General features: G+C 41.3%; 17 protein-coding genes and 2 pseudogenes. 14 read left to right on the top strand and 5 right to left on the bottom strand.

The features are described 5' to 3' along the window. Window positions 1-41 precede the first annotated feature (41 nt). The 3 genes from V7K69_RS10580 to mutT all read left to right on the top strand — a co-directional run bounded on the left by V7K69_RS10580 (window position 42) and on the right by mutT (window position 2,263). On the top strand, window positions 42-998 hold the full coding sequence (locus tag V7K69_RS10580) for an RNA polymerase sigma factor, RpoD/SigA family (protein ID WP_114081492.1): 957 nt from the start codon (window positions 42-44) through the stop codon (window positions 996-998). Between the two features lie 259 nt (window positions 999-1,257). Beyond that, window positions 1,258-1,602 (top strand): DUF760 domain-containing protein, encoded by a 345-nt coding sequence (locus V7K69_RS10575; RefSeq protein WP_012412037.1) that lies wholly within the window; start codon window positions 1,258-1,260, stop codon window positions 1,600-1,602. Between the two features lie 250 nt (window positions 1,603-1,852). Continuing rightward, window positions 1,853-2,263 (top strand): 8-oxo-dGTP diphosphatase MutT, encoded by a 411-nt coding sequence (gene mutT, locus V7K69_RS10570; protein WP_335033991.1) that lies wholly within the window; start codon window positions 1,853-1,855, stop codon window positions 2,261-2,263. Window positions 2,264-2,294: 31 nt separating this feature from the next. Here the strand turns inward: mutT and V7K69_RS10565 are convergent, their stop codons facing one another. Further along, the gene (locus V7K69_RS10565; RefSeq protein WP_335033989.1) at window positions 2,295-2,426 is read right to left on the bottom strand and encodes a hypothetical protein; all 132 of its coding nucleotides are present in this window, start codon (window positions 2,424-2,426) and stop codon (window positions 2,295-2,297) included. A gap of 65 nt (window positions 2,427-2,491) precedes the next feature. Between V7K69_RS10565 and V7K69_RS10560 the strand changes: the two genes are divergently transcribed. Next, entirely contained in the window at window positions 2,492-2,956 is a 465-nt protein-coding gene (locus V7K69_RS10560) for a CBS domain-containing protein (protein ID WP_335033987.1), read from the top strand. A 69-nt stretch (window positions 2,957-3,025) separates the two neighbouring features. After that, the gene (gene nblB, locus V7K69_RS10555) at window positions 3,026-3,691 is read left to right on the top strand and encodes a phycobilisome degradation protein NblB (RefSeq protein WP_335033985.1); all 666 of its coding nucleotides are present in this window, start codon (window positions 3,026-3,028) and stop codon (window positions 3,689-3,691) included. A 105-nt stretch (window positions 3,692-3,796) separates the two neighbouring features. Here the strand turns inward: nblB and V7K69_RS10550 are convergent, their stop codons facing one another. Together V7K69_RS10550 and V7K69_RS10545 are read right to left on the bottom strand one after the other, a co-directional pair. Continuing rightward, window positions 3,797-4,540 carry a PEP-CTERM sorting domain-containing protein gene (locus V7K69_RS10550; protein WP_335033983.1) on the bottom strand — a complete coding sequence of 248 codons (744 nt, stop codon included), beginning with the start codon at window positions 4,538-4,540 and terminating at the stop codon, window positions 3,797-3,799. A gap of 639 nt (window positions 4,541-5,179) precedes the next feature. Next, entirely contained in the window at window positions 5,180-5,698 is a 519-nt protein-coding gene (locus V7K69_RS10545; protein ID WP_012412032.1) for a DUF456 domain-containing protein, read from the bottom strand. Between the two features lie 218 nt (window positions 5,699-5,916). On the opposite strand from V7K69_RS10545, the gene V7K69_RS10540 reads away from it, so the two are divergent. Next, window positions 5,917-6,831: a M48 family metallopeptidase gene (locus V7K69_RS10540; RefSeq protein ID WP_335033981.1), complete on the top strand. Its 915-nt coding sequence runs from the start codon at window positions 5,917-5,919 to the stop codon at window positions 6,829-6,831. 147 nt (window positions 6,832-6,978) lie between these two features. Here the strand turns inward: V7K69_RS10540 and V7K69_RS10535 are convergent, their stop codons facing one another. Together V7K69_RS10535 and rpaB are read right to left on the bottom strand one after the other, a co-directional pair. Further along, a complete protein-coding gene (locus V7K69_RS10535; RefSeq protein WP_335033979.1) occupies window positions 6,979-7,614 on the bottom strand; it encodes a cofactor assembly of complex C subunit B in 636 nt (211 codons plus the stop codon). 157 nt (window positions 7,615-7,771) lie between these two features. Then, entirely contained in the window at window positions 7,772-8,500 is a 729-nt protein-coding gene (gene rpaB / locus V7K69_RS10530; protein WP_012412029.1) for a response regulator transcription factor RpaB, read from the bottom strand. A 170-nt stretch (window positions 8,501-8,670) separates the two neighbouring features. On the opposite strand from rpaB, the gene radA reads away from it, so the two are divergent. From radA to V7K69_RS10490, 8 genes and pseudogenes are all read left to right on the top strand, one after another. Then, window positions 8,671-10,197, top strand: coding sequence for a DNA repair protein RadA (radA, locus tag V7K69_RS10525; protein ID WP_335033977.1), 1,527 nt, complete (start codon window positions 8,671-8,673; stop codon window positions 10,195-10,197). A gap of 138 nt (window positions 10,198-10,335) precedes the next feature. After that, window positions 10,336-11,061, top strand: coding sequence for a Uma2 family endonuclease (locus tag V7K69_RS10520; protein WP_335033975.1), 726 nt, complete (start codon window positions 10,336-10,338; stop codon window positions 11,059-11,061). 324 nt (window positions 11,062-11,385) lie between these two features. Then, window positions 11,386-11,665, top strand: a pseudogene (locus tag V7K69_RS32935) (hypothetical protein). 100 nt (window positions 11,666-11,765) lie between these two features. Next, complete coding sequence (locus tag V7K69_RS10510) at window positions 11,766-12,041, top strand: BrnT family toxin (RefSeq protein WP_099102209.1); 276 nt, start codon at window positions 11,766-11,768, stop codon at window positions 12,039-12,041. Further along, the gene (locus tag V7K69_RS10505; RefSeq protein WP_335033970.1) at window positions 12,025-12,270 is read left to right on the top strand and encodes a hypothetical protein; all 246 of its coding nucleotides are present in this window, start codon (window positions 12,025-12,027) and stop codon (window positions 12,268-12,270) included. Before V7K69_RS10510 ends, V7K69_RS10505 begins: the two co-directional genes overlap by 17 nt. Window positions 12,271-12,524: 254 nt before the next feature. Next, window positions 12,525-14,024, top strand: a complete 1,500-nt coding sequence (locus tag V7K69_RS10500) for a serine/threonine-protein kinase (RefSeq protein ID WP_335033968.1) — start codon at window positions 12,525-12,527, stop codon at window positions 14,022-14,024. Window positions 14,025-14,048: 24 nt separating this feature from the next. Beyond that, window positions 14,049-14,601, top strand: a pseudogene (locus V7K69_RS10495) (hypothetical protein); the annotation flags it as partial. Window positions 14,602-15,140: 539 nt separating this feature from the next. After that, a complete protein-coding gene (locus tag V7K69_RS10490; protein ID WP_335033966.1) occupies window positions 15,141-16,391 on the top strand; it encodes a serine/threonine-protein kinase in 1,251 nt (416 codons plus the stop codon). Window positions 16,392-16,666 lie beyond the last annotated feature (275 nt).

The following is a 16,666-nucleotide window of genomic DNA, read 5'->3' as shown; positions in this document are numbered from 1 at the left end:
TGACCCTACCGCCAAACCCATCATTACCAAAGAGTAGCGCCATGAAGACCGCTCAGACAGCCACAGACCTCGTGCGGACTTACCTGCGTGAGATTGGCCGTGTGCCACTCTTAACACACGAGGAAGAGATTTTTTATGGTAAACAAGTGCAACGTTCTTGTACTTTGCACGAATCAAGAGAATCTCTTGCCACCCAGTTAGGTCGTCAACCGACCTTAGAAGAGTGGGCCAAAGCGACAAAGTTAGAACCAGCAGAATTGAATGAAGCGATCGCTGATGGTGAAATTGCCAAGCGTAAGATGGTAGAAGCCAATTTGCGGCTGGTAGTCTCCGTTGCTAAAAAGTACATCAAGCGCAACGTCGATTTACTGGACTTAATCCAAGAAGGTAGTATTGGTATGCAACGTGGCGTAGAAAAATTTGACCCTACCAAAGGGTATAGATTTTCTACTTATGCCTATTGGTGGATTCGGCAAGCTATCACTCGTGCTATAGCCGAAAAAGCCCGTACTATTCGGCTGCCCATTCATATTACTGAAAAATTAAATAAGATTAAAAAGGCACAGCGCCAATTGTCTCAAAAGTTGGGACGCGCTCCTACAGCTGGTGAGCTAGCTCAAGAATTAGAATTGACCCCCAAACAAGTACGAGAGTATCTAGAAAAGGCGCGTTTGCCCCTTTCCTTGGATTTGCGGTTGGGCGATAACTACGACACAGAACTCGGAGAAATGCTCGAAGATCCAGGAGCATCTCCAGAAGAGTTTGTCATGCAATCTTCCCTATCTTATGACTTAGATCGTCTCATGGGCGATCTTACGCCGCAGCAGAGGGAAGTAATCACACTACGCTTTGGTTTAACTGATGGGCAAGCGCTGACTCTGGCTAAAATCGGTGAAATACTGAACATCAGCCGCGAAAGAGTCCGGCAAATTGAGCGGGAAGCTTTAACCAAACTTCGCAAGTCTAAAGCCAACATGGGTGAATATTTGGCAAGTTAAAAGCAGAGACGCGATTAATCGCGTCTGCACAAGAATTAGGAGTGAGGAGTTTTTAATTAACTTCTCACTCCTTACTTTATTTGTTAGGGTGAGAAAATACGCTGACTTTAGTACGGTTACACCTACTTCCATCAGAAAGCGAGGCTGTTACATTAGTTGACAGGAAGACAAAACAGCTAGCTAAGTCAAATCCAAAACAGACATTTAGTATTAAAATCACAAGCACCGTAGCCAGTAGTGGTAGTTAAGGAGCTAAAAAATGAGTAACCCATCCAATCGTGTCTCAGAATTTTTCAATAGCGAATCAGAAACCAACGATTTACTATGGCAGTATGTTAAATCCTTGAGTCCAGAGACAGTTACCCAGCTATCTAAACCTACATCTGCCGAAGTTTTTCAGGTGATGGAACGGAATATTACAGGACTATTGGGTAATCTACCTTCAGAACATTTTGGCATCACCGTCAGCACCAGTCGGGAAAGTCTGGGTCGACTTTTGGCTTCTGCTATGATTAGTGGTTACTTCTTACGTAATGCCGAACAGAGAATGAATTTTGAACTCGCCCTACAAGGGACTGAAACCAACAACACCGAAGTTGACTAGAAATAGAAAAGTTAGCAAACTCTATATTGTTGTTGGGCTGATTGCTATCCACAGTCACGGTTATAGGAATTAAAAATAAGGCTCTGCGAAATCTTTGGCGCTAATTCCCAATAATTATTCAGCTAGATTTTTGAAAATATCCAAAACAGTGACGTATTAAGGTTGAAATTTAAAAAATCAAAACTCGGCAGAGTTAAAATTAATCTGCCGAGTTTTGTTGTTAATCATCTCCCCCTTTTGTCCATCAATTATGAGTGAAACCAGTTCTTTCCCGCCCCATAAAATCATTGGTGTTGCAGTAATTTGGAATGACCAAAAGCAAATTTTAATCGATCGCCGTCGTCCAGAAGGAGCAATGGGCGGTTTGTGGGAATTTCCTGGTGGTAAAATCGAGCCTGGTGAAACTATTCAAGAGTGTATTCAACGGGAAATTTCCGAAGAACTAGGAATAGTAATTGAGGTGGGAGAGCATCTGATTACTATTGACCACACCTATACAAATTTGCGCGTTAGCCTCACAGTGCATCACTGCTGCCATGTTACAGGTGTTCCCCAACCTTTAGAATCAGATGAAATTCGCTGGGTAACTTTGGAAGAGCTGGAACAGTTTACTTTTCCGAAAGCAAATACTCAAATTATTGCTGCTTTAAAAGGGAATTGAGAATTGGGAATTGGGAATGGGGAAGAGTTTTTTAATACTTAATGCTCAATGCTTCTCTAAAAGAGGCTGGGCCAAAGATTTCTCTAGGAGACGCTGGGTGAACGCTCAAATGCCCAATTCCCAATTTCCAATGCCCAATACCGTAACAATCTATTAATTGCATCAGGTTGAGTCCCGCAATTTTCTACAATAGGCGCAGAGACTTTGATAAAAGATATCAACAAATAAATGCCTAAAACTGTTGCCGATGTGATGAGCCGCGATCCTATTGTCGTTCGTGCGGAAACTCCACTGAAGGAAGCTATCCAAATTCTCGCAGAACGCCACATCAGCGGACTACCTGTTGTGGATGATGCCGGGAAATTGGTGGGCATTATCTCAGAAACCGATTTGATGTGGCAAGAAACTGGTGTTACTCCACCTGCGTACATTATGTTTCTTGATAGCGTTATCTATTTAAAAAATCCTGCTACGTATGAACGTGACTTACATAAAGCACTAGGGCAAACCGTTGGGGAGGTGATGAGTAAAAACCCGATCGCAATTTCCCCTGATAAAACTTTAAAAGAAGCCGCTACAATCATGCACGATCGCAGCGTTCACCGCTTGCCAGTACTTGATGGCACAGATCAAGTAATTGGTATCCTCACTCGTGGTGATATTATTCGGGCAATGGCAGCAAGTCAAGATTAATCAGTTAACAGTTAACAGCTTGATAATTGTTAACTATTTTTTACACTTTTGAAAATCAAGGATAACTAAATGAGTATTACTTCGGAGTCTGTTAAGCAATTGCTAAGTTCTGAAGATTTAGGCGATCGCTTACGTGCAGTAAATCAAATCCGCCAACTGGAACCTACGGTTGGCTTTGAATTGATTCAAACTGCTATTAGCGATCGCAATTCCCGTGTCCGTTACTCAGCAGTGAGTCAAATGGATACACTCGGAACACAAGATTTACAATTATCTTTGGATATCTTGCGCGATCGCTTGCTTCATGACTCTGAAGTAGATGTACAAGCAGCAGCAGCAGACTGTATAGGCGCACTCCAACTACATGACGCTTTTGAAGACTTAAAGGAGGTTTACTACAAGACTGATGAATGGCTAATACAATTTAGTATCATCGCTACATTAGGAGCATTGGGCGATCCACGAGCCTTTGAATTGCTCAAAGAGGCACTCTCATCAGAAACCGAATTAGTGCAAACTGCTGCTATTAGTTCTTTCGGTGAATTGGGAAATCTAGAAGCAGTTCCCCTCTTAGCTCCTTATGCTACTAATCCAGACTGGCAAATGCGTTACAGAGTTGTACAAGCGCTGACTCTTCTAGGTGGTGCAGAAGCTAAATCTATATTAGAAACACTGGCTAATGATGAAGTCGAAGCGATCGCAACTGAAGCCAAAAATTCTTTACAATCACTCTGATAGCAGAAAAAATTCGATCTGGTTGGTAAAATTTTTCATTCCAGCCAGATCGAATAGATAATAAATTAAGAGTGATTTTCAGTTCCTAAAAATCACTTGTTCATACTAAACAACACTTTTGCGGCGGCGAGACATCACCATTACAGCACCTACTGCACCCAAACCAAGTAATGCAGCAGGTTCGGGAACGGAAGTTGTGAATGTAGAACCAGAAAAAGTCAAATTAGCCAACGAACCGCCAGTAGTATCGAGAATTGCATTTGCCTGAGCAACAGTAGTATTATTTCTTTGGAAAGATAAGCTTCCTGCTCCTTTAGTTATCTCACCAGTAGCGCTGGTAAAGTATCCCCACAAATCAACTGCTATAGTAATGTTTGCACCAGTCTGAGTTATTTTGTAATCAGAAGATGTCAACGTAAAAATATTACTGCCATCAGCTAGAGAAGCTGTACTTTCCCCAGGCAGAATGGTACCAGGAATCGTAAGATTACCAAGGTCTAGAAATGGATTTTGCACAGTATCGCTTGCGAATGAGATGATATCACGGATACTTGCTGAATTGAAACCTAAGAAACTTCCTGTCTGAGCGGCGACACCGACTGGAGTACTTTTTACTCCATTGGAATCTGCAATAATACTATCTGGAGTGAAGGTTAGTGAATCTTTTTTCAATGTTACTAAACTGCTAGCAAATGGATTCACAGTTACACCACCGTTAAAACTGAACTCACCTGTAAGTGCAGCAGCTTGAGCAGAACCAGCAGATGTAAATAACCCAGCAGTAGCTAAAGGAAGTGCAGCAGTAGCAGCCAAAGTAGCGTTTAGTAATTTAGATTTTAAACTAATCATGATCTTTTGAGAATCCTAATAATAACTTTGACGAGAAGAATTGATTGTTTTACTTGTACTATCAGTAATTTATTTAAAATACTGTCAGTGAACGCGGCACTTGTGTGACGTATTTCTTATTTCCATAAAATCACATAGATTCTGAGTATGCAAGATTTACTTAGTGGTCTTCATTACATCTTCAATTACTGATTAGTCTTCATAAAATTTTTATTTCTGGTATATCTATCCTTCGTATATTTATCATTTAATAGGGTTGAAGCCGATCTATTTAACTTACGTATACTGACGATGTTCTGTGCTTTTTATTATTGCAAATTACTCAACTATTTTTTAGATAAATAGAGTAAGCAATATATTTATATTCAGCCATTGGAGATTTCCCAAATTTTTTTAAGGGTCTCAATTTACCTTTTACCCAGACTACAAGAGGGATTGAGAATGTTTATCCCAGAAGTGGTGAAAGAAAGGAGATTTATCCAACGCGCAATACACTAAGTAGCGGTTCCTCCTGTCCATAGATGAAATGGGAGAAACCGCTATTTTGGTGTAGGGTAGAAAATTTTAGTCAGCTAGTTGAATGTCTGTAATAAATAGCCTGACTACTAGCTATCACTGCTATTCTCAAATGTTGAAATGCTAAGAACCAAATACCTGTGGCCAAGTTGTCACAACAAAAACTACAACTGCTGCGATCGCTAACAACCCTTGAATCAAATTTCCCACCAAAGAGCCGACTACAATTCCTATACCTGCTTTAACCGCCAACCCAAATTCACGTCGGTAAATGTACTCACCAATAATTGCTCCCAAAAGCGGGCCTAGTAAAATTCCTAACAGTGGCCCCCCAAAAGGCAATGTTGGCAATAATCCCAAAAATCCCACCACCAAACCGACAATTGCGCCAATTTGCCCCCATTTGCTAGCTCCAGCTTGTCTTGCTCCCACATAGCTAGCTAAAAAATCCACTCCGACACTGAGCAGTAAAACTATAATCGTCACAATTAGAGGAATCTTGATAGCCGCGAAGGAACTACTAACGATTCCCCAGACGATAATTGCAATTAAAATTAAGCTGCTACCGGGTATGGCTGGAACTACAGCACCGATGATACCCACAACCATTACGGCAATTAATAGCCAATAAATAATTTGCATAGATAAATTTCTAAATTTCCAAGCGCCCCTACTTTATATTGTATCTGGGCAAAATGCTGATAAATGCTGAGATTTCACCGACAGCAAATATGATTTTCTAGTTCAATCTGCTAAAATCTCTCTGCGATCGCTCAAGGCTTGTCTTAATAATGAAAGCACAAGCCATTCGTACTGACTAACTGAACTTCCCAAACACTCCAAAATAAAGCTCAAAACTTATGACGAGAAAAATATTAACTGGACTGAGTTCAGAAGCCTACGAACATCCTTTTGATCGCAAAGCCTTGGCTTCTTTGCAAAATATGCCTGGTGTTTCCTTGCTACTCAAGAAAGTTAACGAATACGGCATCGATCGCTTACTCAGACTGCAAAGCCTAGGTAGTGAAATCAGAATTTCGCCCCGTAATTTTCCCCAATTACATCAAGCATTTGTAGAAACCTGTGAAATTCTTGATGTTGCTCCCCTTCCTGAACTGTATCTGTTTCAAGGCACAGGACATATTGAAACCTATATTGTTGGGGTGGAAAAACCCCTTGTTGGTATCAATTTAGATGGAATGGAGTGGCTTGGCCCGGATGAGTTACTTTACGTTTTCGGACACGAAATTGCTCGCATCAAGAGTCAGCACATGGTTTATCACCAAATGGCAATTGTGATGCCAACTTTAAAAAATTTGTTAAGCAGTACAACGCTGGGTGTGGGTGGTTTGATAGCTGGTGGTATGGAATTGGGTTTGTATAATTGGCGGATGATGGCTAGGTTCACTGCTGATCGGGCAGCTTTGCTTGCTTGTCAGGATATTGATGTAGCAACTACTACACTGATGAAACTCGCAGGTTTGCCAGATGAGTACTTAACTACTGCTGTAATGGAAGATTTTCTAGTCCAAGCCCGTGAGTTTGCATCTAATAACTTTGATAGTGTCGATAAAGTCACTAAAATATTAAGCTATACAGAGTCTGGGCTTTCTTGGGTAGTTATGCGGGCTGGCGAATTATTAAGATGGGTTGATTCTGGAGCTTATGATAATTTAATTCAACAGACAAATTTAAATACACCGGAAGAATCAGAAGCAAAAGAAGAAAAGACACCAGAAGAAAAGGAAGGGTGGAATTTTTTGACTTCCTGGTGAGTTAATAATTCGTAATTCGTAATTCGTAATTCGTAATTCGTAATTCGTAATTAACTCTAGATAAGAGGAAGTTAATTTGAGTTAATAATTACAAATTACGATTTATTCTAACAGATGACCAACCCAAATTTATATTAGTTGGTTGAATCAAGTCGAGCTAAGAGTAACGGCTAATTTATCAGCAATGCCGGCAACCCAATTTTCATCTTGTTTAGTATAACTGCGAGGAGCATTCGCTCCCAAAATTAACGCACCTTGGTTGCCAATAGGTTGACAAATTACACCTTGAGTATTCTCTGGTAAATAATCAAATTCAAGCCTACCTGGATATATTTTTAGAGCAACTAGATAAATCGGTTTTTGTTTTTCGAGTACCTGTTTTAAGATTACTCCTGGTACAACTTCAGATTTAGTACCTAAAATACCACGACGCAACAAAACTTTGCCTTGATAATAAACCACAAGCGATCGCGTTACTGTATTAGTCAACAATAAATGAGATGCCCAGGCTAGCTCTGTTTTCACGGCTTCGGGTAAATCTGCTGCTATTACAAAACCTTCTTCTCCAATTAGTTCTACAACATCAGGCGATCGCGGCTGAACTTGCTGCCAAATTAAACCAGTCAAAATTAATACCGCACTCAAAATCACGCCCACCACATCACCACGCGATTGAGATTGGGTTAATTCCGGTGTTAATAAACGGTTAATCAATAAAAGTACAGCGCCTAGCCCACCCACGACAATGGGTAAACGCCGCAAAACTCGATTTTGGTCAGTCATTAGTCATTAGTCATTAGTCATTAGTCATGGGCAAGAGGACTTGGGGACAAGGAGAATTAGGGACAAGGGGAAAGACTTGTTTCAAGTTCTCACCTCTTGTCCCCTTGTCCCCTTGTCCCCTTGTCCCTCTGCCTCCCCTGCCCCCTGCCTCATCTCCTCACTCCTCCCCTGGTTCAATAATTCGCTGGAAAAGATAACCAGTACCTCTGGCTGTGAGTATCAATTCTGGATTGCTAGGATCATCTTCTAACTTTGCCCGCAAACGTGATATATGCACATCTACTACGCGGGTATCTACATGACGTTCTGGTGTATAACCCCATACTTCCTGCAAAATTTCCGAACGAGAAAAAGCTTCTCCAGAGCGACTGACTAACAACTCTAACAAGCTGAACTCCATACCCGTCAATCGAATTCGCTCATCGCCTTTGTAGACTTGTCGCTTATTCGTATCGATTTTAATATTAGCAACATGGATTACCCCAGAACTGGGAATGCCAGAAGCACCGTTTTTATCTACCCGCCTTAGCACCGAGCGAATCCGGGCTTCTAGCTCCTTGGGGGAAAATGGTTTAACTACATAGTCATCAGCACCCAATTCTAACCCAGTGATGCGATCGGCGACATCACCCAAGGCTGTTAGCATAATAATGGGGACATCTGATTCTTTTCGTAATTCTTGACATACACCATAGCCATCTAGCTTTGGCATCATTACATCTAAAACTACCAAGTCAGGCTCAGTTTTGCGAAAAGTTTCCAAAGCTTCTTCCCCGTCGCCAGCCGTCACTACATCGTAGCCAATCATGGAAAGGCGTGTTTCCAAAATCCGGCGAATGCTGGCTTCGTCGTCTACCACCAAGATTTTTTCTTTATGGCTTTCCAAGTTTCTCTAGGCTCCTTAACTAAAAATTTACATGATTAATTTTTAATACCATAATATTAAGATATCATTCCATGAATTGATTTGGAAAAAGCTCTAAATACCACTATTATTAGTTTTTAGTTTTTTTCAAGAATTAAGTAAATATTAAGATTATTTAATAAGATTTAAGAATGGCAAAGCCAAAAACCTTTTTCACTTGTAATGAATGTGGAGCAGAATCGCCCCAGTGGTTTGGTAAGTGTCCAGCTTGCGGTACTTACAACTCTCTAGAAGAACAAATTTCGATTCAATCCTCAGTAGATGTACCCAGCCGAGGGGGAGTGAGTAGTTGGCAATCAGCTCAAGGCAATGGCAAATCTCACAATAAACCAGCTAAAGCGCGAGCTTCCTTAACATTCGATCAAATTACCGATCGCCAAATCGCTCGCTGGGAGTCTGGTTATGGAGAATTAGATCGGGTGCTTGGAGGTGGAGTTGTCCCTGGCTCTATGGTGCTGATTGGTGGCGATCCAGGTATTGGTAAATCGACATTATTGTTGCAAGTATCTAATCAATTAGCACAGAAATACCGCATCCTTTACGTAACTGGCGAAGAATCAGGGCAGCAGGTAAAATTACGAGCCTCTCGTTTAGGAGTATCAAAACCTCTAAGTGTGGTTAATGACGGGAAGGTTGAAGTAGTGGTAGATCCTACACTACCCATAGACCCTGACAGTATAGGTGCAGATTTATATGTACTACCAGAAACAGATTTAGAAGAAATTTTACGGGAAATAGATTCTCTAAAGCCAAACGTGGCGGTGATTGATAGTATCCAAACGGTATTTTTTCCGGCGCTGACTTCTGCACCAGGTTCGGTGGCTCAAGTACGGGAATGTACCGCCGCACTGATGAAGGTGGCAAAGCATGAAGATGTCACCATGCTGATTGTGGGACACGTCACCAAAGAAGGGGCGATCGCCGGGCCAAAAGTTTTAGAACATTTAGTAGATACAGTGTTGTACTTTGAAGGCGATCGCTTTGCCTCCCATCGGTTATTACGGACAGTCAAAAACCGCTTCGGCGCAACTCACGAAATCGGCATCTTTGAAATGGTGACAGATGGATTGCGAGAAGTCTCCAATCCCTCAGAGCTATTTTTAGGTAATCGTGACGATCCAGCACCAGGTACTGCCATTGTCGTGGCTTGCGAAGGTACTCGCCCGATTGTTGTGGAATTGCAAGCTTTGGTAAGTCCCACCAGCTACCCTTCCCCTCGTCGTGCTGGTACTGGCGTAGATTACAACCGCTTGGTGCAAATTCTCGCCGTCTTAGAAAAACGGGTGGGAATTCCCATGTCCAAGTTAGATTCCTACGTTGCTTCTGCGGGTGGGTTGAATGTGGAAGAACCGGCGGTAGATTTAGGAATTGCGATCGCAATTGTAGCTAGTTTCCGCGATCGCATTGTCGATCCCGGTACAGTCTTAATCGGTGAAGTTGGGTTAGGTGGACAAGTGCGATCGGTTTCCCAAATGGAACTGCGGTTGAAAGAAGCTGCTAAGTTGGGATTTAAAAGAGCGATCGTTCCAAAAGGAACAAAATTCCCCGACTTAAATATTGAAATATTACCCGTCTCTAAAGTAATAGATGCGATTATCGCCGCCATCCCGCATCAAGAATTGACAGCCGACGATTTAGAACCCGATGAAGAAGAGTAACTATATAGCCCCTTTTTTAAACGGGGTTGAGGGGAGCTAAAATAATCACTCTCCATTTCTCCTCTCTCTGTGTTCTCTGCGTCTCTGTGGTTCGTAATTTATTTCTTGTAAATTTACCATCCCAAAGGACAACCCACGATGACAGCCCTCACCCAAGACTACCAAATCACTTGGGAAAAACTACCCGATGATTACAAACTCCCAGATGATCCAGTGGACAACATCAACCAACCAGCCTTAGCTGCTGCACTCACAGAAAGCTTACAATTAGCCGAAAAAATTTCTGCTAACGCCCTAACAACAACTAATTACGGCATTTGTGCCACTCTCAACAACAAAATAGTCATTAAAGCGCCTGATTGGGCTTTCATTGCCAAAATTAATGTTAGTAGAGAAGAAGTAATACGCAGTTACACACCTCAATTACAAGGTGACATTCCCGTAATTGTGATGGAATTTGTTTCCGATACACAGGAGACAGAATATTCTATCAAAGCGACACATCCCCCAGGAAAATGGTTTTTCTACGAGCGCATTTTAAAAGTACCAAACTACATCATATTTGAGCCAGACACCGGTAGTTTCGAGATGTATCACCTACAAAACGAACAGTACATTTTGCAAGAGTCTGATGAAAATCAACGCTACTGGATAGCAGAAATGAATCTTTATCTTGGAGTGTCCCAAGGTACTCGTGAAAACCGCACAGGAAAGTGGTTAAGGTGGTGGGATGAACAAGGAAACCTTTTACCTTGGGGAACAGAATTAGCCGAACAAGAACGCCAACGCGCTGAACAGGAACGCCAACGTGCTGAACGACTAGCAGCACAATTGCGGGCGGCGGGGATTGAGCCAGAGGATTAGACTTCCTGTAAATAATTTAGGTTTGCTAGATTAGCGAAAAATTTGCTAAATCTAGCATTTTTTTAGAAATATAAAATTTTAAATAATACCAATTACAGCCAAAAATTAAGAGTATTTTTGTTAATTATTATTGTTGATATTACCAAAGCTAAGGCTAATTTATTCCCGTTAAAACTTGAAAATTATTATTAATAATTTTCAAGTTTGTAGTTGACAAGTATAATTTTATACTTTAGTATAAAGACATGATAAAGGCGATCGCCTAATCCCGGAAAGAAGAATGCGATCGCCTTTATGTCACCCCTTTATCAGGAGATAAATACAATGATGGCACAATTACAAAAGTCTGCCCAATCACAGTTAAAGCAATACCTGGGTGAAAATTTAGATACACCCACCCTCAAAGAATCTAACTGCACAGCCATTTCCCAACAGAGAACCGATTAAGCATCTACTGATTGGTTCTCCCAAAGCTGTTAACAGTACAATTCACTACTTGCAGGTAATTGGCTATGCCAGTGTAGGCGATTGGAGTCCACTGCTACCAACCGCCAACCCAGGTGAAGTAATGAGTATTTTAAGCCGGCAAATTTTAACGCAATAACCCCTATCTAACTTAGAACTCCGACTTTTCAAAAAAGTCGGGGTTCTGAACATTGCTTAAAGTTTAAGCTTGGGAAAAGAAGTCGTTGCAAATTAGGAATATGGTATTTGATTGGGACGAAGAAAAAGCCAGAAGCAACCTTGCCAAGCATAATGTTTCTTTTGATGAAGCTACTTCTGTGTTTGACGATCCGCTGTTTTTAACCTTTGCCGATCCAGAACACTCCCTTCAAGAGCAACGTTTCATTATTATGGGAGAATCAGCCAAAGGGCGATTACTAGTTGTCGCTTATACTGACCGTGCAGGCACCACGCGCTTAATTAGTGCCCGTCCAGCTACCCGTAAGGAACGCAAAGCTTATGAGTCAGACCTTTGAAATGGATGATGACTTACGTCCTGAATACGACTTTACTCAACTCCCAGTTATAGCGCGGGGTCAAGGGCGCAAACGATCCAGCCTAACTGTCCAGTTAGATCCCGATGTAGCAGCAATTTTTCCAGATTCTGGGGCAGTTAATGAAGGGCTGCGCCTATTGATAAGATTGATTCAACAAACATCATCCCAAACAGGTGTACAGTCTGTAGCTGCATCAGAAGAGGCATAGCTATTAGCCTCAACTGATGAATTATTCTCGCTTTTGCTAATCACGCTCCCCGAACTGTCGAGCAAAAGCGATGTCTACGAAGGGCTATTCGGCGTCGCCCCATTTAGTCTAAAAATGCGATCGCCTAATTGTTGATTACGATTGAATACACTGCTTATTGTAGGCTGCATCAAAATTGCCTCAAATATCCTTTGCCAAAAACTGAGTTTTGCGTATGTCAAAATAAAATATCAGTAAAACTACGGTTTTGACCAATGGTGTGGAATCCAGGGCAGGAGTTATTTGGTAGTCGCTACATTATCGAGAGAAAATTAGGCGAAGGTGGAGTTGGGATTACCTATCTCGCTAAAAATCGACGCGGTGAGTTGCGAGTCATCAAAACCCTCAGAGAACAAATCCTCAACGATCCCAGATGGATACCACATCAAGATAAATTACGGCATGACTTTCGAGATGAAGCTTTGCGACTGACTTTATGTCGCCATCCTCATGTTGTCCAGGTAGAAAATGTCTTTGATGAAGGTAATTTGCCATGTATGGCGATGGAGTACATCGAAGGCGAAGATTTGGGGAAGCTGATAACCGAAAAAGGGGCGTTACCAGAAGCAGAAGCACTACTATATATTAGGCAAATTGGCGAAGCTTTGATATTAGTTCATGAGAAAGGCTTGCTGCATCGGGATTTGAAGCCGAGTAATATTATGATGCGGGCGGGTAAACCAGAAGCGGTGCTAATTGACTTTGGTCTTGCTAGACAATTTATTTCTGGTGGAGTTTTAAAGCATACAGAGAATCATACCCCTGGTTATGCCCCACCAGAACAATATGCACCCATTGAACAACGGGGAGAATATATTGATGTTTACGCCTTCGCAGCTACATTATATTCTTTAGTGACTGGACAATTGCCTATGCCAGCACCAGCTAGACTGCAAAATTTTACGCTACAAGCACCCAAGGAGTTGAATGGCAGTGTTAGCGACAGGGTGAATGAGGCAATTATGAAGGGGATGGCGTTAAATTACAAGTTTCGTCCCCAGTCTGTGGAGGAGTGGTTGGATTTGTTGGGTGCAAGTCCCATACCGCCAACACAACCAGTAATATCTCGTTCCAATACACGCCCATCTTGGGAATGCGTCCACATCATCCCAGGTATTTCTGAGAAAATAGCCCTCAGCTTCAAGGGAGATATTTTAGCAAGTGTGACAGGTGACGTGATTCACTTGTTTTCATCAGCTACAGGTCAGCTTATCCGCACCCTGAATGGTCATTCTTCTTGGGTTTATTCCGTCGCCATCAGTAGCGATGGGCAAACCTTGGCTAGTGGTAGTGGGGACAAGACTATCAAACTGTGGAATCTGCAAACAGGAAGAGAAATTCGCACCCTGAATGGTCATTCTTCTTGGGTTAATTCCGTCGCCATCAGTAGCGATGGGCAAACCTTGGCTAGTGGTAGTGAGGACTACACTATCAAACTGTGGAATCTGCAAACAGGAAGAGAAATTCGCACCCTGAATGGTCATTCTTCTTGGGTTAAATCCGTCGCCATCAGTAGCGATGGGCAAACCTTGGCTAGTGGTAGTGGGGACAAGACTATCAAACTGTGGGAAATATCAACAGGTAAAGAAATTCACAGCCTGACTCATTTTGACAAAGTTTTATCTGTCGCCTTTACCCCCAATGGAAATTGGCTGGCTGCGGGAGATGATAGCGGAAATATCAAAATTTGGCGATCGCAGTTAATTGTAGAATAACAGCGTCAAAAAGGCACAAGAAGAGAAAGTGCAACAGATAAACCTCCTAGTAAATGGGAAGTTTATGAGCAAATTTTGCGGATTTCCTACTATTATATTGTTTTTAGTCGCTACACTAATGAACTTCGGGCTTTTAACTTAGTCGGCGGTCACTATGAACCGATGAATTTGACTAATGGATACCTACTAATACCAGAGATAAATTTAAGTTTAGGCTTATGGCAAGTTAAGTTTAGGCTTATGGCAAGGTTCATTTCAAGATATTGAAAGGTTGTGGTTAAGGTGGTTCACTTTGACAGGAGAATTAATTCCTGTACCCACAAAGGAAGCTGCTGCTGCAACTGAACGAGCTATCATTGCAGAACTTGAAGCGATTTTATCCACGGATAAAAGGTCTTTCACGTCAGCTGCAACTGAACGAGCTATCATTGCAGAACTTGAAGCTGCCCAAACTAAACGAAAAGTGGAACAATTAGCAGAACGTTTGCGTCAGTTAGTCGTAAATCCTAATGAACTAGATGAATTACTGTGGCTTAAAGAGTATTTTTTTATACGGAGGATAATTTTCTGCTTTTGAGGAATTACTTATACTGGAAACTTTGATAGCCAATGCCGAAGTAGCTATCAAATAACAAGACTGGCTCCCATAAAGATTAATTTTTGAGAGCGATCGCATATTCAGCACTTGAAATACATATAATATTTTCTTTGGAGAAGTCTATAGCAACTTCAGTTTTTTCTCAAAAATTATGATGTCACGCTATATCCTCACTGTTCCAAAACTCAGTCCTAATTGAGTTGGTAGGAATGAGATGTGGTTCAACTACAACTCCAAAAGATGATAACCTGAACATTCGCAGATATTACCGCAGACACTGGTTATATCCCATCTGCTAAAATACGTAAGTATAAGTAGTATAATCAAGTCACCTATGTAAAAATCGTCTATTTGATTACACAAGACCATTAAAAGATTGTAGAAAAGTGTATTTCCTTGTGTTGATAGTGGTGCTAACCTCAATTTTAAGGATGTTATCAGCCCTTATCTGCTAGAGTTTCTGACTTTCAGCAAACTAGATAATTTATCAACAATAAAATCGCGAGGAGTGCGATGAAATGTCACAGTCGCCTATGACAAGACCAGAAATAGCTGCTGGAACTCTAATTGATAACCGCTATATTATCCAAAAACTTCTGGGACAGGGAGGATTGGGGCGAACTTACTTGGCATTTGACACTCGGCGGTTTAATGAAGCTTGTGTCCTCAAGGAGTTTGCACCCATTGGCACAGGGGAAAGTGGACTGGAACAATATCGCAACCTATTTAAAAGAGAAGCAAAAATCCTTCATCAATTGCAACATCCTCAAATCCCCAAGTTTTTAGCTTGCTTTGAAGGAGATGGTCGGTTATTCCTAGTACAAGAGTATGTTGACGGCAAAACATATTCTAGACTGCTGGGAGAACTTCAACGTCAAGGAAGAAACTTTTCTGAAGACGAAGTTATCCAGTGGCTAAAAAATTTACTACCTGTTTTGGAATATGTCCATCAGCACAACATCATCCATCGAGATATTTCTCCAGATAACATCATGTTACCTGATGGCAAGGATCTGCCAGTGCTGATTGATTTTGGTGTTGGGAAGCAAATTGCTGACATGAATGAGGGGAGAAGTTCTAACCACCAAGTAACATTTGTTGGCAAAATGTCCCTTGTAGGCAAAGTGGGGTATGCTCCCCGCGAACAGATTAGCTTAGGTTTATGCTCGGCTTCTAGTGACCTTTACGCCTTGGGAGTAACAGCTATTGTACTACTCACAGGTAGAGATCCATCTTTACTAATGGATCAGTACTCACTTGAATGGAACTGGCGTTATTATACTTACGTTAGTGATGAGTTTGCTCAAGTACTTGATTGTATGTTGGCAGATAGACCCAACAAGCGATACCAAACAGCCAGGGAAGTTATCAAAGATTTAGAGCGGATTGGAGAACCAGAAGTAGAGATATCTCCTCCAATCATACTTGATGATTTGCCGGCTACAGTATTTAATCCTGAATTTCAGGCGATGTCGGCAATATCGCAGTCATACAACCAACCTGGAGAAACATTTTTTAATTCACCTAGTTTACCTGCTAATGCACAAACTGAGCAAATTGAACAACAACAACCTTCACTCCAACCAGGATTTATTAAACATTGTCAACAAGAATTAGCCTACCGCATCGGGCCAATGGCAAATTTGATTATAGAAGAAATATTAGATGAGAATCCTTACATTTCACCTGACCAATTTGTTGAACTTATAGCCAACCAAATTCCTAACTTTCAAGCAGCTTTTGAATTCAAAAAAAGCTTATTTTCATAGATATCTAGAATACTTTGGCAATCCGATTTTATTTCTGTTGGCGCAGCATAGCGTAGCCATGATTATTTGCGTATCAAGGTAATAGTCAAAAAGCCTATTTTAGATATACTAGATTTTTTCAAAATCAAATATGAGTCCTAGATAAATTTAGAAATAAGTTACAATTATTCAACTATTTCTAATAAGTTTACGTTTCTGAAGAGATGTAAATCTTGGTTGTAAAACAATACGGTTCAGTTAGCAATAAAAACCTTAACCTACAATTTCCTTAACTG

The organism is Nostoc sp. (assembly GCF_036917775.1).
Classification (GTDB): Bacteria; Cyanobacteriota; Cyanobacteriia; order Cyanobacteriales; family Nostocaceae; genus Nostoc.
Note: the sequence above shows the minus strand (reverse complement) of the source record. Positions and strands in the feature narration are given on the sequence as shown.